Raw genomic sequence first — 16,838 nt, forward strand, 5'->3', positions numbered from 1 at the left:
TTCTTATAGGATCAAAACAGCGGGAAAAGAGATGGGCAATCACATGAACAAGCAGACAGAAACCGGAAATGAGCAGGGTGTCTTCCTGGATTGGGAGAAGGATGACGGAAATCAGGTTCCGCTCACCGAAGAAGAAATCGAAGAAGTGAACAGTGAAATCCGTTTCTGATGCCGGGCAATCGTCCGGCGCTTTTTATTTGCAGAACTTGATGGGGAGACCTATTCTGGGATTATGAATGCATATGAAGTAACAGATCTTTCATCTGGAACGTCTGTTCAGTTCCGGCCGGTCATGTATGAAGACTGCATGAATCCGGGAAACTGGAAGACGATTGAAGCAGAGAAGACAGAAGAAAACGGAATCGTGAGATTTCGTTCAGCAGAACATGATCTTCTGATTCCTGAACGGGAACTTGGGAGATATTCGATCCGGGAGTTTCAGATCGAACCAGTGAAACCGTCCCGTCGGAAGGGCTGCATTCCCTGCACGAACTGCGGGCAGTGCGGCTGGTAATCAGAGCTTGTGGTTTTTCCGGTATCGGGATGGCGTTTCGCCATAGGTATCCCGGAAGTTGCGGATAAAGTGGCTTTTGTCATGAAAGCCGACCTGGCTGGAAATCTGCTCCACGGTCAGGTCCGTGGTCAGCAACAGCCTCTCTGCTTGCAGCAGACGGATGGACTGAAGCTTATGGGAGAAGGTTTCTCCGGTGATCTTCTGAAAGCGGGTGCTGAGATAGCTCGGATTGTATCCGAACTTCTCAGCGACTTCCTGCAGCGTGCAGGTGGGGTAATGATCGCCGATGTATTTCATGATCTTGCCGAAGCGGTTTTCAGCAACCATCGTGGAGTTCTGAAGGAGGAGCTGCTCCGGTCTTTTCCGGTCCAGATAAGTGAGCAGGGCAACCGTGAAGAGACTGACATTCTTTCCCGTATAGGAATCCCCCAGAGAAAGCTCCTGCAAAAGAAAGCGGAACAGGGAAGCGATATCGGCATCACCGGCACTGTGGAAGAACAGATGTTCATCTTCCGGATGAGGAATGGACAGGAAGTCATAGATGATGCGGCAGTCTGAAATCTGTGAATAGAACAGGGGATCCAGACAGGATTTCCGATAATTTACACAATCGAGGGGAGCGGTGGAGACAAAGCTGGAATTCTGTCTGCACAGCATGAGGTCTCCTTTCTCCATTACATATCTTCTTTCGGAAAACAGAAGGGTACATGGTTCAATGGAATGAAGGATTGTGAAGAATGAGGTGGTGCCGCTGGCACTCTTTTTTCTTGTGACTTTTTCCATAAATTTTCTGTCTCCTATGATAGCAGAGATACGGCCACTTTCCAGATAAAATCCAGACATTGTTAACAAATGCACATTGCATAAACTCTGTGCTTAGGGAAAGGGAGAAAAGAAATGAAAAAAGCTTTTAAAACTCTTCTGGCTGGCGTAATGGCATTTGCCATGGTCGGATGCAGCAGTTCTTCGGAAACAGCTGAGTCGACTGCCAGTGCAGCATCTTCTGCTTCTTCTGTCAAAGATGGGACGTATACCGCTTCGGCCGAAGGATTCGGAGGAAATGATGTTACGGTCACGATCACGGTAGAAGGCGGCAAGATCACCAATACTACAGTAGATGCTTCTACGCAGTCTGCAGATTACGGACAGAAGGCAGCGGATACGCTGGCTCAGGAAGTAACGGACGGACAGACGTATGACATCGATGTCGCAGCTGGTGCTACGATGACCAGAAATGGTGTATCGGAAGCAGTCAAGGACTGCATGGAACAGGCTGGCTTTGATGTCGATGCATTGGCAGCAAGCAGTACGGCGACTGGTGAAGATGAAACTGTTGATACGGATGTCCTGGTCATCGGTATGGGTGCTTCCGGTTCCACGGCAGCACTGAAGGCAGCCGAGTCCGGAGCTAAGGTTCTCGGCGTTGAAGCAACCCAGACACTCGGCGGCATGGGCAATGCGGCTCAGGGTATGTTCGCAGTTGGTTCTGTGGAACAGAAGGATCGCTATGGCGAAGATGGCGAGACCACGGATGAAGAATACTGGTACAACCACTTCATGGAGTCCACGGACAACCTCGGCAATGCGAAGCTGATCCGCCGCTTCATCTCTGAAGCAAAGAATACGGTCAGCTACATGCTGAATCATGGCGTCGGCTTCTTCCTGTCCAAGACTCCGCAGCAGATTGCGCACTTTGATACAGAAGTTGTCTACCACCGCTGGAACAATGCAGACCCGTTCAAGTATATCGGTGAAGCACTGGATGAGAATGGAGTTGAGATCCGCTATGGTACTACTGCAACAGAACTGATCACGGACAGCGATGGTGCCGTGGTCGGAGCAAAGTGCACAAAGCCGGATGGCGGAACGCTGACAGTCAACGCAAAGTCGGTCATCGTTTCCACTGGTTCCTTCGCAAACAACCCGGAACTCATGGAAGAGACCCTGGGTGAAGAAGTCTATAACAACGCTCTGGTTATGGCCGGTTCCAAGCTGCCTGGCATTGAGATGATGTGGAATGCCGGCGCTGCTAGAGGCGAGCTGCTCACCATGAACCATGGCGTCAACACGAAGAATGTCACAGAGACGGTTTCCGAGCTCACGCTGAACACACCGATTCTCTGGGTCAACGGACGCGGCAAGCGTTTCATGAATGAAGACCTGCTCAAGGATACTGTTGAATTCTCTTCTGCAGTGATTACTCAGGGCGGTGTCGCATATACGATCGTCGATCAGGCTACTGCTGACCGCTGGTGCGACCAGACTCAGGAGAACACAGGTACCTGGATCCATTACTGGGATCAGCACGGGATTGTCGTAGACGGCGAACCGACCATCTACCATGCACCGATGGCGAAGGCGGACTGGGATGCAGGCTTCCAGGCTCTTCAGGAAGCAGGTGAAGGCGGAGTGTTCGATACCATCGAAGAAGTAGCAGACTTCATCGGCTGCGATGCTGCCGATCTGCAGGAAACGATCGACAACTACAATTCCTATGTCAAGAATGGCAAGGATGATGAATTCTTCAAGGATCCGGAAGATCTGGTCTATTCGGTTGAAGAAGGTCCTTACTATGTTACCAAGGGTCATTCCGGAGTGCTCGGTGCACTTGGCGGAGTCAATACTGATGAATATCTCCGTGTTCTCAATGAGCAGAACAAGGTAATTCCGAACCTGTATGCGACTGGCAACAACGTTTCCGGAATCTCTGTCGCTGCATATCAGAACGTCGAAGGGGTAGGTCTTGGCTTCTCGCTGACGTCCGGCAGACTGGCTGGTGCAGCTGCTGCTGAGAATGCAGGCTATACTGCAACGGAAGATACTGCTGAACTCACAGAACTTGGTCAGGAGACCATGGAAACTGCTACTGCCCGCGGCATGGACGGCAATACCGCTCATGGCAGCTCTGACAGCGAAGCATCTGCTTCTCCGGAAGCTTCTGCTGAAGCAAACTGAGTATCTGTTCAGAAAAAAGAACAAAGAAACAGTCCTCCGACAGGATTGCATGCAGAGCATGCGGTTCCTGAAAGGGGGACTGTTTTTCCGTCAATGAGAATCAGAATAACGGTTCAGAGCGTTCTGTAAAGCTCCGTCAGGATCTCTACGCAGGGCTCAATTCCTAATCCGGAAGAACTCAGAGCCAGATCATAATGGCTGCTGTCGCCCCAGGTCATGCCGGCATGGGACTGGTAATACGTCTGGCGGCCGCGGTCTTTCTCACGGAGGTATTTCTCCGGATCCGAAGGAGATTCATGATATTCTTCCAGGACTCTTCTGATCCGGCTGGCCCGGTCTGCAAAGATGAATACTTTCAAGAGATTGGTGCGGTCTTTCAGAATGAAGTCTGCCCCTCTTCCGACGATCACGCATGGCTTTTCGGCAAGCTGGCGGATGACGTCACATTGCGCATTCCATAGGTCATTCTGGATCGTGCGGGAATTGATGCGCTTCGAAGAGAAGGAGAGCACCATCCAGTCGTCGGAGGATTCAGTGCTGTCTTCCACGAAGTCTTTCCGAAGACCTGTTTTCTCAGCGAGTTCTTCGATGATCTTGCTGTCATAGCATGGGATGCCGAGCAGCTCTGCAGTTTTCTGACCGATGATGCGGCCGCCGCTGCCATACTGCCGGCTGATGGTTATGATCTGTTTCATAATCGTCTCCTCTTGTTATTACTATAGTCGATTTCGCTGGTTTTCAGCATATAATTCCCGTATGGAAAACAAGAAAAACTGCTGGAAGAAATGCTTCTATCTGGATCTTGAAAAAGATATGCCCGTGCATCTTTCAATGGAAGATGAGCATCTGTTCTATGAGCTGGAGACGCCGAATCATCATACGGGGAATCTGATTCGCAATCTGGCCCATCTCTGTCATCTGCCGCTAAGTGAGAATGAAGAAGGCATGCTGGTGATCCGCGGTGAAGTGCCGTGCTACATCGATGGGAAGAATGAAGAAGTCTGGATCTTCCGGCTTGGCAATACCAAGGTGGCAAATATCTACCGGGATGGCCGGATTGAGATGAAGGCATCGATCCCGGCTATTTCCAAGACGCTGATGAGCCAGACCAGGGATTACCGGCTCAGTGAAGGAAAGACGATCTTCAAGACGTATATCCGCCGGGAAGTGAAGTTTCACAGCGATCTCCATACGCATATGAATGGCAACCTGATGCCGGACGTCCTGATTGCCATAGGCATCGTGCATCAGATCCGCTACCCGCTCTACTATGTGCGCAAGCTGAATCTGACTGTTTCAGAGAGTCAGCAGGAAATGCTGGAAGCACAGAGAAAGCAGGTTGCCAGACAGTTCATTCATTCTGATCTGAGGGGCAAATATCTTGATCGGAAGATCAATGACAATACGTTCATCAACTTTGCAGACCTCGTGCTGAACAATCTGGAACATGCCGAAGAGAATCTCGTGAAGATCCGCAACTCCCTGGCTGTGATGAAAGACGGCCAGGCAGTATTCACGAACCTCGAGAAGGTATATCTCTACCGCTATGTGTTCTGCAAAGGCAGAGAGAGTGAAGATCAGATCGATCTCCATGATATTGAACACATTCCGGATTCTGAGATCCGTGAAGCAGCAGAGCAGATGCTGATAGATCATCAGAACCCGGAATATGCAGAGAATACGATTTTCCAGGATAAGCTGTTATGGATTGCAAGACAGTATGCGGCTCAGGGCATCACCTATGCTGAAATCAGCGATACGACCCTGGTCAAGGAACATGACTGTCTCAGAATGCTGGCCGAAGTCCATGCAGTCATGCCAGCGGTGACGAGGGAAACCGGTGTGACGCTCCGCTTCCTGGCAGCGATGCGGAGAATTCCGCTGACTATCGTGAAGGATCAGGTTACTCCGGCAGACTATCTTTCCTCGAATCTGAACACCATGAAGGCAGTTTCATATGATCCTTATGTAGCAGGGTGCGACATTGTCGGAGAAGAAATCAATGACATCATTGAGCTCAAGCCGATGTTCCGGGAACTCGTGAAGATTCCGGCCAGAGATCCATCTTTTGTGATTCGGATTCATGCCGGAGAGAATGACAGCCTGAAGGATAATATGTCTCACAGCATTGCCTGCGTGAAGGATTCGCTTGCGCCAGGACAGCCGATGCCGATCATGCGGCTGGGGCATGGATTATATTCCTGCGGTCTGAAGACGAAGAAGGGAAAAGAACTTCTGGAGGATCTTAAAAAGTATCACATCACCCTGGAATTCCAGATCACTTCCAATGTCCGCCTGAACAATCTGAATTCGCTGGCTTCTCATCCGCTTCGTTCGTATCTGAAGGAAGGTATTTCGTGTGTGCAGGGAACGGATGGAGCAGCATTGTACGGAACAAGTCCGATTGATGAGCAGCTGTCGCTGGAGAAACTGCTGGATCTTTCGTACGACGAACTGAAGCAGATGCATGACTCGGAAGCCGCCGTCATTGCTCAGCAGATGAAGTCGTTTGAAGAAAAGAAGATCGCCTTCAGGAAACTGCAGGGATCGCTGAGTCCGGAGGAGACGATTCTCAGAATCATGCAGAATCAGGATCCTGCTTCTTCGATTTCCTGGGGAATGCAGAAGCGGATGGATTCCTATCAGGCTCTGAAGGATCAGATTGAAGACTACCCATGGGACAAGGAACCGGTGGTGGTTGCCGGAGGATCTTTCAATACGCAGAGCCGGATGACGCATGTGACGAAGAAAGGAACGCAGATTCTGGATGCGATCATGGAACGTCTGGATCCGGAGGAAGTGTTCTTCGTGATCGGCCATCAGCTGAAGGGATATGAACGCTACCTGGCAGAGCATAATGCAAAGGGATTCCTGATTTTCGCGGTGGTTCCTTCGATGCTGGATCCTGCAGAGATCCGCCGGCTGAAGAAGGCTGGTGTGTCAATCCGGGTTTCTCCGGAAAGCGAGGATATGGGAATCTACAAAAGCTTCAATTATGAGATCTTTGAGCGCCGTCCTTCGATCGTGATCGGGTTTGATGGAAATTCGGCCGGAGCGAACTTGATCCAGGAGGCCAAGAATGGCAAGGGCAAGGCTTCGATTTTCGTATACAGCGGGTCGAAGGGACTGAAAGAGAAGGCAGAATCTCTGGAGGGATATGTGTCATTCTTTGAGGATGAAAGTGCTGCGGACAATATTCTTATGGCCCTTCAGAAAGGATAGCGATGGAGAAGCAGATGGGAACAGCAGAAGAAGATCGGATTGCATTTCAGATCATCGCATCGGCAGGAACTGCGCGTTCCTGCTTTGTCGAGGCGATGGATCTGGCCGAAGAGGGAAAGATCGAAGCAGCAGAAGAAAAGATCCGGGAAGGAAAAGAAGAATTCCGGAAGGGACATCAGATTCATGCGGAATTGCTGCAGAAGATGGCAGAAGGAACGCTGGGACAGGTAAGCCTGCTGCTGGTGCATGCGGAAGATCAGCTGATGAGTGCGGAAGACTTCAGTATTCTTTCCGAGCGGATCGTTCAGCTGGAACAGCGGCTGCTGAACAAAGACTGAGTTACAGGCAGAAGAAAACCAGAATTTCTTCTGGTCACGCTTCTTTCTTGTCGATGAGCGGGTCTTCGATTCCGTGGGCGAGGGCGTGTTCTTTGATTCTGGCGAAGGTTTCATCGCTCAGATCATGCTCGACCTTGCAGGCATCCTGCACGGCGGTATCCGCATCTACGCCCAGCTGCATGAACATCTGGGTGAGAATGCGATGGCGTTCATAGATGCGGGTGGCAATCTCACGGCCGGGCTTGAGAAGCTTGATGGCGCCGCTGCGTTCCATGGAGATATATCCGTTTTCCCTGAGCTTCTTCATGGCGATCGAAACTGAGGCTTTGGAAAAGCCCTTTTCTTCGGCAATATCAATGGAGTGCACGACTCCTTTGCGTTCCTGGATAATCAGAATGGCTTCCAGGTAATCTTCTGCTGATTCATAGATCTTCATAAGTATCTCCGATTGCTGAACTTATTATAAATCAAAGTTCATGAAATGGAATCCAGATGACCAGTCGTCCGGAAGCTGAAATCTCCTTGCGATGAAAACGCATTCTGCTATGATAGGAAGGCAGGTTAAAGGAGTGGGGGACATGTATAAGGCACTGGTATGCTGCAGAGCAGGAATGGGATCAAGCATGCTGCTGAAAATCAAGGCAGATCAGGTAATCAGAGATAATGGATTCCCGATTTTCACAGAGCATGGCAATCTGGACAATCTGACGTCATTCAACGGGGATCTGGTGATCACGATGGATGATCTGTATCCGGAGCTGCTTGGCAAGGTTCCGTATGTGATCGGCATTCATTCTGTTCTTGACAAGGCAGACATGAAGCAGAAAATCGAGCAGTTCCTGAAGTGGGAACAGGAACAGAAGCACTGACAGACCGTGGAGGTCTGTTTTTCAAAAGGAGAGCATCCGGCCGGAACCATGGTACAATCTGTACATAGCATATAGGTCTTTCAGGAGGATGCTTTTCCTGAATGATTCTGCTGAGGAAGAATTTGCTCATGAAGAAGATTTTGTTATACGGACTCTCCGAGAAAGAAAATCATACTGCCAGGGACATGGCACAGAGTGCCGGGGTTCCTGCTTATGTGATCGGAGATGAAGTCCTGGATGAAAAAGTCGGTGATGTTCTGAAGATTCAGGAAGACTTGAATCCGATTCATGAGCAGATTGAGGAAGAGTTCCTGCTGGCTGATGGTTTTCAGGTATCTGATTTTCTTGGGCTTCTGAAGAACGAGCGGACGGCACAGGCATTGCAGAATGTGATCAAGGTGATCGTCTCAGAAGAGAATCTGGACTGGACGGTCAGAGCACTGTTCTCCCGGGCAGGGCAGCAGGCTGTGATCAATCGGAAAGCAGCGGTTCTTCAGGGAATGATCCAGGCCTGCAATGGACTGGATGTTTCCGGGATGGATGCTCAGGCACAGATGCTGCTGAAAGAACGGCTGAGAAAGTCTGTACTTCTGCTGCGCAGCGGAAACTATGATGCAGATAAGCTTGATCAGGCGGCAAAGGAACTCAGCGAAAGCCTGAAGGGAAGCCGCCGGCTTTACAGCTGATCAGGATGAGGAAAGGTAGTATGGCAGATAAAGAACAGAAACCGATCGGGACAGCAGTGACCAAAGAGAGCCTGATGGCGGCGCTGCAGAGTGTCGGGGTCGGTCCGAATATGATCCTGGAGGTTCATTCGTCGCTTTCTTCGCTTGGCTATGTGGTCGGCGGAGCGCGGACGGTGGTGGATGCGCTCATGGAGCTGAGCGAGCCCGGGGGAACGATTCTGATGGCAACTCAGACTGCAGATAATTCCGATCCTTCCTCCTGGCAGAATCCTCCGGCTGCTCCGGAAACATGGAAGACGATCCGGGAGAATATGCCGGCATATGATCCGGAGGCGACGGATCTCAGCGAGATGGGAGCAGTCGCAGAGAATTTCCGGCATCGGGCAGGTGTGGTGTCTTCCTGCCATCCGAGTGACAGCTATGCGGCATGGGGCAGATATGCAAAGCTGCTGTGCAACCGGCAGAGCATGCATTTTCCGCTGGCGGAGGAATCTCCGGCTGCCAGATTATATGAACTGAAGGGCTATGTTCTTCTGATCGGCGTGGATTTCACGAAGGTGACATGCATGCATCTGGCGGAATACCGTTCGGAATGCCGGCCGATCGTGATCAACTGTGCCTGCGTGCAGGATGGCGGAAAGCGCTACTGGAAGAAGTATCTGAATCTGGATATCGACAGCAGCGATTTCGAGAAAGTCAGAAGCTCGCTCGAAAAGAAAAGCATGATCCGTGAGACCATGCTGGGAGATTGCCATATCCAGCTCTTCCCGGTGAATGCCGCAGTAGATGAAGCGGTGCGATATTTCGAGAAGAACGTGGTTTACGATCTGTATCGCTGAACTTATACGGACCAGTGATGCTGCAGGAATGTGGAAGCAATGTCTTCGGCTGCCTGCAGCATTTCCTTTTCCATCTCTTCTGTGAATCGGTCCGGAACCGGAGCGTCCAGATCGATTTCAGCAATGCATCTGCCGTTCATCAGAATCGGAACACATAATTCGCTGCGGCTGGCAGAATCGCAGGCAATGTGGCCGGGAAACTCCAGCACATCGCGGATGCGATGAGGCTTCTGGCTTGTATAGCAGGCGCCGCAGACGCCTTTGTCAAATGGAATATGCGTGCATGCAGGCATGCCCTGGAAGGGACCTAGGACGAGTTCTCCGTTTTTCGCAAAATAGAATCCTGCCCAGTTCAGCTGATCATAGTTCTGCATGATGCAGGCGCTGATGTTGGCGAGGCTGGCAATGAGGTCGGGTTCTTCCAGAAATGCCCGGATCTGTTCGTTGATGAGATTCATGCGTTTATTGTACCATGGCTGATCTGACGTGATATAATCGGCTTCGTGAACAGGGGTGCTCTTCAGAGCTGAGAAAAGACCCTTATCACCTGATCTAGGTAACACTAGCGTAGGGAGTTCAGAACTCTTTACGCCTCTACTGCAAAAACGGAGGTGTATTTTTTATGTCAAGCACAGAACGCAGCAGAACCAGAACCATTGCTTATCTCGCTCTTTACATTGCCCTCTACATCGCATTGAAGTATGTGGGAAATCTGATTCCGTTCCTTCAGATGCCGAATGGAGGTTCCATCGAACTTGAGCTGATTGCCGTATTCCTTGCCTCATATCAGCTCGGCTGGAAGAATGGCGTGATCGTGGCGATCCTGGCCTGGCTGCTGACTTTTATCCTCGGGTTCCCGATGTGGTTTGTATCACCGATGCAGACACTCCTGGACTATGTTCTGCCGCTGGTTGTCTGCGGCATGGCTTCTCTGCTATGGCCGTTCCGTTCTCTGAATAAGCCGGCAGCGATCTGCATGGCTGTGATCATCGCGGTGGCGGCATATTTCGGAATCACGAAGAGCTGGAATGGAGCTGCTTCTCTGCTGGTCGGCGTGATTGTCGCGATTGCGGCTGGTGCGTTCACTTACTGGTATGTTCAGACCAGAAAGCGGTTCGGCATTGTCATCTCGATGCTGCTGAAATATGTATTTCAGATGCTGTCCGGTGTGTTCTTCTGGTTCCCGGAAGGTTCAGCCGCAGGATCTGCCGAAGCCTGGACTTATTCGATCGGCTACAATCTCTGGTATAACCTGGTGACGATGGTGGTCTGCATCTTCGTGGTGCCGATGATTATCGATCGTCTGGAAAAATCCGGAATCCGCTTTGTGAAATAAGCCTGACGGTGCCCCTCTGCGGGGCACTTTTTCGTAGGCAGGACAGGTACTTTTGCCATTCAGATGCTTTGGAGTAAAATAGTACCGCGGAAAGGAGCATTTTCATGCCGCAGCTGCCGAGTGTCGGGTCAGAAGTATATATACAGAGTTTCAAGCACAATGGAAGCCTGCACCGGACCTGGTGCAAGGGCTTTATCCTGGAAGCAAATGAGAACCGGATTGTTGCAGTAACAAATAAAGCCTGGGTCATTGAGGCGGATGGACGGAAATGGTTCACGAGGGAACCTGCCGTCTGCTTCTTCTGGAGCCATCGCTGGTATAACGTGATTTCCATGATCCGGAAAAACGGAATCTATTATTACTGCAATCTTGCTTCCCCGAGTTTATGGGATGGGGAAGCGATCAAGAATATCGATTATGATCTCGATGTGAAGCTGTACCCCGATAATTCCTACCAGATTCTGGATGAAGGGGAATATGCAATGCATGCGAGCCATAGTGTGCGAAACACGAACACTTTCATCATAGACATTCAGCGCGGTATCATAGCTGATCGGCTCTCCCTTCGTGCCCTGGAAGTTGATCGAGATCACGAGCTTATTATCGTCCGGGTAAACGTAGACGGCATTCAGAAAGATGCTGACCATCTTCTCACGGTAACGCGGATCAGACGGATTTCCTCTCATGTGCTTCATGACTGTGATCACATCGTCACGAGTGATGCCTGCAGGCTTCGTGACCTGTGATCTGACAATTGCCTCCTCAAGATCTTCCTTCCGCTTCTGCAGATCAACCATGCGCTGCTGAGTGGTGTCATTGAAGATGCCATGCTCCACAGCCTCCTCAAGGTTGTGCAATCTCTTATCTACATCATCCAGCTGAGTCTTCAAGGACTGCTCTTCGGAATGGTCCTCTTTTTTTTGTTCCTGGTATTGGATGACCAGATCAGCGATCTCACTAATGAACTTGTCATCGTTGACCTTCTCGACCAGGAAAGAGACCACAGCGTCCTCGATCCGGTCTTTGCTGATCCGCTTCATGCGGCAGCTCTTGTCGTTTCTCTTTGTGTCCTGATAGTAGTAGTACTTCTTCTTCAGTTTTCCGGTGGCTGAGACTCCGATCATGGGAGAACCACAGAGACCACAGAAGATCTTTCCAGTGAGCAGATACTTCGTGGATCTGGAAGCAGCTGGAGCAATCTTGTGCTTTTTCATCATTTTCTGGCACTGGTTCCATGTGCCCTTGCTGATGATCGCAGGCATTGCACCTTCTTCTCTGTAGCCTCCAAAGATGTAGACGCCTGTGTATCGTTCGTTCCGGAGAATGTGCTGTAAAGACGTACGGCTCCATTCCTTGCCTCTCAGTGTTCTGAGCCCGTCATTGTTGAGACCTTCGATAATGTCCTTGATCTTCTTTCCGGAGGCGTATTCGGTGAAGATCCGCTTGACGATCGGAGCGGTGTCCGGATCAATCATGAAGTGGTCTGCCTGATCCGGCTTGTATCCGAGCATCCTCATGCCAACTGTCTTGTGTTCCATTGCGCTCTCCCTGTTGCCTCTTTTGACCTTGAGACTGAGATCCATCGAGTAGTACTGAGCCATTCCCTCAAGCATGGATTCCATGATCACTCCTTCAGGTGTCGGACTGATCGGCTCCATTGCTGAGATCACACGGACTCCGTTCTTCCCGAGAATGTGCTTGTACATGGCAGCGTCGTACTTGTCGCGGGAGAAGCGGTCCAGTTTCCAGACGATGATAGCCTGGAATTGTTTATTGGCGGAGTCACTGATCATCTGCTGGAAGGCCGGCCTGTTGTCATTGGTGCCCGTCTTTGCCCGGTCCTCATAGGTATTGACAATCTTGAAACCGGCACGATCGGCATAGGCTTTGCAGTCTCTCAACTGGCCTGTGATTGATTCCTCACGCTGGCCGGAAGAAGAAAATCGAGCATATATGACCGCCGGGACGAGTTCCTTGCGAGCGTTCATTAGTTCTCCTTCTTATGACATCTCTGCAGAGATTCTTTCAAACATATTGCCGGATCCTCATTCATGGCCAAGCAATAATCAATCATCATTGTTGCCTTGATCTGAGTTTCTCCGGTTTCCATAAAATGCAGCGCCGGATTAGTGAGATTAAGTCTTCTAGCCATCTCGCGCTGTGATATTCCATGCTGCTCTCTATGCTCTTTTAACCATGTCCCTATAGCAAGATTCATTTCATAATCTATTTTTTCATCTGTCATGATAAGCACTCCTCAGAATTTTTCATAAAGTGATGCAATGCTTATTCCCAGAGCCCTGCAGTATTCTTTCACAGTCTTTGCATACATGCTACGATTCCCGGATTCCCAGTTGGAGACAGCCATTTTTGTGACTCCCATTCTGTCAGCAATATCCTGCTGAGAAAGATTTTTCTTTTCTCTCTCACTTCTGAGAGCAGAGCCAAGAGATTTATCAAAACTGATATCTTTCATCTCTGTAACCTCTCTGTTTACTCTAGTATTTTACACTGTCGGTAAAAAAAATAAACAAAAAGTGTTGACAGTAAACGCACCGTTTACTAAAATCAAAGCCATAAACGGAGCGATTACAGAGGAACGAAAGAGAGGAAGAGCAAAAAGTGAACGATATTGTACTGAATATCAAGGCTCTGGCAGCCATGAAAAATATGTCTATTGAAGAATTAGCGAAAGCCTGTGAGATTGACTATAACCATCTAAAACAGGTCAGTGCAGGAAGGGTAAAAATGACCGCCTACGATCTCAAAAAGTTGTCTGAGATCACAGGAGTTCCGGCGGACAACATCGAAGTCGGCTAATTTTTTTAGCCGATAAGTAAACGCACCGTTTACAGAAAGGAGTATCACATGAAAGAGGTCAAGATCTACCAGAACAATCGCAACGAGCACAAGTTCATCCTGGTCACCAAGTATGACGCAGGTCACATCTACGCGCAGCAGTTCATGAAATGGAAGAACGGAGTTTCATGGATGGCGGCCGGAGTTAGGCACGGAAGACGTCTGAGACGGTTCCGAAAAGGAACGCTGGACATGATTCTCGCTGATTACACGATGACATGTCAGAGAGTCTATGAATGAGGTCACAAACATGAAGATTGATGAAATTGTCGTCAAGGACCGGGTCAGAAAGAATGCATACGTGCACATCAAAGATTTGATGGAAGACATCCAGAAGAACGGTCTGATCAATCCGATCACGATCAACGCAGACAAGGTCCTACTGGCAGGCTTCAGGCGCTACACAGCATGCAAGGCATTAGGCATGGAAGACATTCCGGTTCACATGGTTAACACCAAAGATGAAGAACAGGACCTGCAAGTTGAGATCAGTGAGAACGAACTGAGAGAAGACTTCACGATGACCGAGCGTCTCGACTATGCAAGACAGCTGCAGAGGATTGAGGCAGAGAAAGCCAGAACACGGCAAAGTACTCTCAATGGTTCGCTTCCGAAGAATTCTGCGGAAGCAGAAACAGAGAAAGGCGAAACCAGACAGAAGGTCGCCGAAAAGGTTGGAATGTCTCACGACACTCTCCGCAAGGCTCAGAAAATCGAGGAGAACAAGAATCTGATCGATGCTCAGGACTTCGCAGACTGGGACGATGGAAAGCTGTCAACCAACAAGGTATATCAGCAGCTCAAGCAGAAGCTCAGCGATGCAGAAGACAAAGCAGATCACATGGAAAACGCCTACAGAGCAGCGATGGACAATCTCGATCGAGAAAAAGCAAAGCTCAAGAAGGAACAAGAGAATCCTACGGTCATCCAGAAGATTATTGAAGTGGTGCCGGATGACTACGACGCAATCAAGAAAGACAATGCCCGTCTAGCAGCAGAGCGGAAGAAATTCCAGGAAGAAGCTGCTGAGTGGGAGCGGAAGTACAAGGAGTCCGGAAAGACTGAGGTTGCTCTTGATCAGCAGGCTCAGAAAGATATGGACTACCTCACAGCAGGAATCATTGAGTTTCTAAAGAATTACTCTGGTCATGCCTGGGGCATTGATCGCAGAGCTTCAGTCGCTGATCACTACACAGCAGACCTGAAGGTGCAGTCAATGAATCTCCTGGCATTCGCACAGAACCTATACGAGATCGTCTCAGATGACAGAAAGGAGAAGAAATTGTCATGAACGAACTTGAAAAGAAAGGAAGCAGCACCAGTCTTGAAGCGATTGTCGAGCAGACAGCACTAAATGTGCAGGCAGTTGCCAGTCAGATGGGAGTCCTGGTCGCAGGATTCAATGATCTGAAGAACCACATGGACACCACAGATCAGGCCATTGAGAAGCTGGACGCACGAATGGATGGATGGGAGGAAAGAGAGCGGATCAGCATCTCAGACAGCAGAAGACTGAAGTTGGCCATCCATTCCAGATGTTTCTACATACTCGGAATCGAACACTCGAAGGGAGTGGTATCAGAGAAGTCCATGCTGGACTACAAGAAGTACTTCGGGAAATTCTGCAGCCGCTGCTATACGGATGCGAGAAACAAGTCAAGACTCGGAACGCCTTACTACGACACACGCAAGCAGGACTTTGAAGAAACGATGAAATACATCGAAAACTGGGAGCCGGAGGTTTCCTTCGGAGGATTCACCGGGACAGTCGCCTACAAGATGTATCTCAACAGCCTGCAGGAGTTATGACCTCCATCGAGGCAATACCTCAAAGCCAGAAAGAGGATCTCATTGAGTTCATTTACATGATGACGCTCGAAGAGAAAGAAGAGACAGAAAAAAGAGCGCAACGTCCGCCAAGACCAGAAGCGCTCAGTGACTTGAATAACAAAGTCACTCTCATTTTAACCGAAAAAGAGAGGAAGAAAACATGAGAACAAAGCCAAGAATCAGATGGGGAAGAGTCGTGATGATCGTTGTGGGGTCAGCCCTGTTTATCATGGGCATGATGTATGCCCTCATTCTGGGAGTAGTTGACTACTCGCTGAAGCAGTACCCGCCTACAGACGCAGAGCTGCAGGAAGATCCCTCGCTTGTCAGATATCTGCCGGAAGGTGATCCGAGAATTGAGGTCTATGGCCATGCAGATTGATCTGAGCACTAAAGAAATCATGAAGTTGCTGAAGCTCATTGATGAAAATTCCAGACCGGCAAAGAAAGCCGGAGAGAATCAGTGGATTGCAAACATGGAAGCAAATGATCTGAAGATGATCAGGAAAAAGATCAAGCAGCAGTATGAACATGCGCTTGCCTTGTCCGGATGGAAGGATCCAGAAGAATCTCTCCCTCTCCCCTATTCAGGTCATCTGCTCATTGAAAAAGATGACTACACAATGGTCAGCGGCAATATGGCAGACGATAACTACTTCGCACCAGACATTGCACAGAGTGGTATTGACGATCTGATCCCGGTGGATGAGATTCTGCGTTGGAAATATTACCCGGAAGAAGGAGAAGACTGAAATGGATGAAAAAAAGCATGAGTGGCACATGATGCCGGAGATGCCAAAGGAAGAACAGCCCGTGATCATCTTCATGGCCAAGTACGACATCATGACCAAAGCAAGGCTCCGCAAGAGAAGAAGCAAGCCGCACTGGTACTTCCATACAAGTCCAAAGGATGGCCAGGCGTTCGACTTCGGACTTGATGAAGTAACTATGTGGAAAGAGTTGGATCCTGACCAGAAGTTCCCGGAGGGCATGGACAAATGAAGAACAAGTACAGGCTTCCGATCAGATACAGATCCAGCGGAGACAAAGGATACATCAATGTCACTGCTGAGAACTATGTGGCTGCTGCCATCATTCTGACAAGGATCGATGACAACAGTGAGAACTTCACGAGAGATGGAAAGATCCAGATCTGGGAGGACTTCAAGACCAAGAGAGGCGGAAGGTGGGTGAATGCAGAATGATCGTCGTTGCCGTGAATGCCAAGACTCAGAATAGAGAAGCAATCGTCAGAGGAGATCCGGACACACTGATTGAAGAATTCTGCATGCTGCTTGGAACAATCCTCAAGGACGAGAAGGCCACCTACTGCTTTGATCAGGCGATAACCATTGCAAACGAAGCAGCTCACAGAGTTGCAGATGAGAAA

The 16,838-nt window shown here is 49.6% G+C and carries 26 protein-coding genes, 1 pseudogene and 1 riboswitch; of the genes and pseudogenes, 20 read left to right on the forward strand and 7 right to left on the reverse strand.

Going from position 1 to position 16,838, the window contains the following annotated elements; all coding sequences use genetic code 11:
* Positions 1-43: 43 nt before the first annotated feature.
* Both C7E00_RS16600 and C7E00_RS03350 read left to right on the forward strand, forming a co-directional pair.
* Positions 44-169, forward strand: a complete 126-nt coding sequence (locus C7E00_RS16600; protein WP_268892635.1) for a hypothetical protein — start codon at positions 44-46, stop codon at positions 167-169.
* 63 nt (positions 170-232) lie between these two features.
* A complete protein-coding gene (locus tag C7E00_RS03350; RefSeq protein WP_105302922.1) occupies positions 233-514 on the forward strand; it encodes a hypothetical protein in 282 nt (93 codons plus the stop codon).
* Here the strand turns inward: C7E00_RS03350 and C7E00_RS03355 are convergent, their stop codons facing one another.
* Positions 515-1,297, reverse strand: coding sequence for a helix-turn-helix transcriptional regulator (locus tag C7E00_RS03355; protein WP_167836444.1), 783 nt, complete (start codon positions 1,295-1,297; stop codon positions 515-517).
* Positions 1,298-1,411: 114 nt separating this feature from the next.
* Here C7E00_RS03355 and C7E00_RS03360 point away from each other — a divergent pair, with 114 nt between their 5' ends.
* Positions 1,412-3,469: an FAD-dependent oxidoreductase gene (locus C7E00_RS03360; protein ID WP_105302924.1), complete on the forward strand. Its 2,058-nt coding sequence runs from the start codon at positions 1,412-1,414 to the stop codon at positions 3,467-3,469.
* Between the two features lie 113 nt (positions 3,470-3,582).
* Here C7E00_RS03360 and C7E00_RS03365 read toward each other — a convergent pair whose 3' ends face one another.
* Positions 3,583-4,164 carry a cytidylate kinase-like family protein gene (locus tag C7E00_RS03365; RefSeq protein WP_105302925.1) on the reverse strand — a complete coding sequence of 194 codons (582 nt, stop codon included), beginning with the start codon at positions 4,162-4,164 and terminating at the stop codon, positions 3,583-3,585.
* Positions 4,165-4,225: 61 nt separating this feature from the next.
* Here C7E00_RS03365 and C7E00_RS03370 point away from each other — a divergent pair, with 61 nt between their 5' ends.
* A complete protein-coding gene (locus tag C7E00_RS03370) occupies positions 4,226-6,691 on the forward strand; it encodes an amidohydrolase family protein (protein ID WP_105302926.1) in 2,466 nt (821 codons plus the stop codon).
* A gap of 14 nt (positions 6,692-6,705) precedes the next feature.
* Complete coding sequence (locus tag C7E00_RS03375) at positions 6,706-7,029, forward strand: PTS sugar transporter subunit IIA (protein ID WP_105302981.1); 324 nt, start codon at positions 6,706-6,708, stop codon at positions 7,027-7,029.
* Positions 7,030-7,063: 34 nt separating this feature from the next.
* Here the strand turns inward: C7E00_RS03375 and C7E00_RS03380 are convergent, their stop codons facing one another.
* Positions 7,064-7,465: a metal-dependent transcriptional regulator gene (locus tag C7E00_RS03380; protein ID WP_105302927.1), complete on the reverse strand. Its 402-nt coding sequence runs from the start codon at positions 7,463-7,465 to the stop codon at positions 7,064-7,066.
* Positions 7,466-7,607: 142 nt separating this feature from the next.
* Between C7E00_RS03380 and C7E00_RS03385 the strand changes: the two genes are divergently transcribed.
* The 3 genes from C7E00_RS03385 (at position 7,608) to C7E00_RS03395 (ending at position 9,423) form a co-directional block, all read left to right on the forward strand.
* The gene (locus tag C7E00_RS03385) at positions 7,608-7,898 is read left to right on the forward strand and encodes a PTS sugar transporter subunit IIB (RefSeq protein WP_105302928.1); all 291 of its coding nucleotides are present in this window, start codon (positions 7,608-7,610) and stop codon (positions 7,896-7,898) included.
* A gap of 128 nt (positions 7,899-8,026) precedes the next feature.
* Positions 8,027-8,584 (forward strand): hypothetical protein, encoded by a 558-nt coding sequence (locus C7E00_RS03390; RefSeq protein WP_135358143.1) that lies wholly within the window; start codon positions 8,027-8,029, stop codon positions 8,582-8,584.
* 20 nt (positions 8,585-8,604) lie between these two features.
* Positions 8,605-9,423 carry an AAC(3) family N-acetyltransferase gene (locus tag C7E00_RS03395; protein WP_105302930.1) on the forward strand — a complete coding sequence of 273 codons (819 nt, stop codon included), beginning with the start codon at positions 8,605-8,607 and terminating at the stop codon, positions 9,421-9,423.
* Positions 9,424-9,425: 2 nt separating this feature from the next.
* On the opposite strand, the gene C7E00_RS03400 is transcribed toward C7E00_RS03395, so the two are convergent.
* The gene (locus tag C7E00_RS03400) at positions 9,426-9,881 is read right to left on the reverse strand and encodes a GAF domain-containing protein (RefSeq protein WP_105302982.1); all 456 of its coding nucleotides are present in this window, start codon (positions 9,879-9,881) and stop codon (positions 9,426-9,428) included.
* A gap of 41 nt (positions 9,882-9,922) precedes the next feature.
* Positions 9,923-10,014: riboswitch (TPP riboswitch) on the forward strand.
* 31 nt (positions 10,015-10,045) lie between these two features.
* On the opposite strand from C7E00_RS03400, the gene C7E00_RS03405 reads away from it, so the two are divergent.
* Both C7E00_RS03405 and C7E00_RS03410 read left to right on the forward strand, forming a co-directional pair.
* Positions 10,046-10,759 carry an energy-coupled thiamine transporter ThiT gene (locus C7E00_RS03405; protein WP_105302931.1) on the forward strand — a complete coding sequence of 238 codons (714 nt, stop codon included), beginning with the start codon at positions 10,046-10,048 and terminating at the stop codon, positions 10,757-10,759.
* 104 nt (positions 10,760-10,863) lie between these two features.
* A pseudogene (locus C7E00_RS03410) lies at positions 10,864-11,250 on the forward strand (DUF402 domain-containing protein); the annotation flags it as partial.
* On the opposite strand, the gene C7E00_RS03415 reads toward C7E00_RS03410, so the two are convergent.
* Genes C7E00_RS03415 through C7E00_RS03425 form a run of 3 tightly spaced genes read right to left on the reverse strand, consistent with a single transcriptional unit; the run spans position 11,143 to position 13,235 of the window.
* A complete protein-coding gene (locus C7E00_RS03415; RefSeq protein ID WP_105302932.1) occupies positions 11,143-12,747 on the reverse strand; it encodes a recombinase family protein in 1,605 nt (534 codons plus the stop codon). The pseudogene C7E00_RS03410 and the gene C7E00_RS03415 overlap by 108 nt on opposite strands.
* A complete protein-coding gene (locus tag C7E00_RS03420; protein WP_105302933.1) occupies positions 12,747-13,004 on the reverse strand; it encodes a helix-turn-helix domain-containing protein in 258 nt (85 codons plus the stop codon). Before C7E00_RS03420 ends, C7E00_RS03415 begins: the two co-directional genes overlap by 1 nt.
* Before the next feature lie 12 nt (positions 13,005-13,016).
* Entirely contained in the window at positions 13,017-13,235 is a 219-nt protein-coding gene (locus tag C7E00_RS03425; protein ID WP_105302934.1) for a helix-turn-helix domain-containing protein, read from the reverse strand.
* A gap of 146 nt (positions 13,236-13,381) precedes the next feature.
* On the opposite strand from C7E00_RS03425, the gene C7E00_RS03430 reads away from it, so the two are divergent.
* The 10 genes from C7E00_RS03430 to C7E00_RS03475 all read left to right on the forward strand — a co-directional run.
* Entirely contained in the window at positions 13,382-13,579 is a 198-nt protein-coding gene (locus C7E00_RS03430; protein ID WP_105302935.1) for a helix-turn-helix domain-containing protein, read from the forward strand.
* A 48-nt stretch (positions 13,580-13,627) separates the two neighbouring features.
* On the forward strand, positions 13,628-13,858 hold the full coding sequence (locus C7E00_RS03435) for a hypothetical protein (RefSeq protein ID WP_105302936.1): 231 nt from the start codon (positions 13,628-13,630) through the stop codon (positions 13,856-13,858).
* 10 nt (positions 13,859-13,868) lie between these two features.
* Entirely contained in the window at positions 13,869-14,909 is a 1,041-nt protein-coding gene (locus C7E00_RS03440; protein ID WP_167836445.1) for a ParB/RepB/Spo0J family partition protein, read from the forward strand.
* Positions 14,906-15,427: an ORF6C domain-containing protein gene (locus tag C7E00_RS03445; RefSeq protein ID WP_105302666.1), complete on the forward strand. Its 522-nt coding sequence runs from the start codon at positions 14,906-14,908 to the stop codon at positions 15,425-15,427. The genes C7E00_RS03440 and C7E00_RS03445 overlap by 4 nt, the downstream gene beginning before the upstream one ends.
* On the forward strand, positions 15,424-15,612 hold the full coding sequence (locus C7E00_RS03450; RefSeq protein ID WP_105302938.1) for a hypothetical protein: 189 nt from the start codon (positions 15,424-15,426) through the stop codon (positions 15,610-15,612). Before C7E00_RS03445 ends, C7E00_RS03450 begins: the two co-directional genes overlap by 4 nt.
* Positions 15,609-15,830, forward strand: coding sequence for a hypothetical protein (locus C7E00_RS03455; RefSeq protein WP_105302939.1), 222 nt, complete (start codon positions 15,609-15,611; stop codon positions 15,828-15,830). The genes C7E00_RS03450 and C7E00_RS03455 overlap by 4 nt, the downstream gene beginning before the upstream one ends.
* Complete coding sequence (locus tag C7E00_RS03460) at positions 15,820-16,200, forward strand: hypothetical protein (RefSeq protein ID WP_105302940.1); 381 nt, start codon at positions 15,820-15,822, stop codon at positions 16,198-16,200. Before C7E00_RS03455 ends, C7E00_RS03460 begins: the two co-directional genes overlap by 11 nt.
* A 1-nt stretch (position 16,201) precedes the next feature.
* Positions 16,202-16,450 (forward strand): hypothetical protein, encoded by a 249-nt coding sequence (locus C7E00_RS03465; RefSeq protein ID WP_105302941.1) that lies wholly within the window; start codon positions 16,202-16,204, stop codon positions 16,448-16,450.
* The gene (locus tag C7E00_RS03470) at positions 16,447-16,653 is read left to right on the forward strand and encodes a hypothetical protein (RefSeq protein ID WP_105302942.1); all 207 of its coding nucleotides are present in this window, start codon (positions 16,447-16,449) and stop codon (positions 16,651-16,653) included. The genes C7E00_RS03465 and C7E00_RS03470 overlap by 4 nt, the downstream gene beginning before the upstream one ends.
* A partial coding sequence (locus C7E00_RS03475; protein ID WP_135358144.1) for a hypothetical protein occupies positions 16,635-16,838 on the forward strand: 204 nt, incomplete at its 3' end. The genes C7E00_RS03470 and C7E00_RS03475, both read left to right, overlap by 19 nt.

The sequence above is a fragment of the Anaerolactibacter massiliensis genome, from assembly GCF_900290205.1.
GTDB classification, from domain to species: domain Bacteria; phylum Bacillota_I; class Bacilli_A; order Erysipelotrichales; family Erysipelotrichaceae; genus Bulleidia; species Bulleidia intestinalis.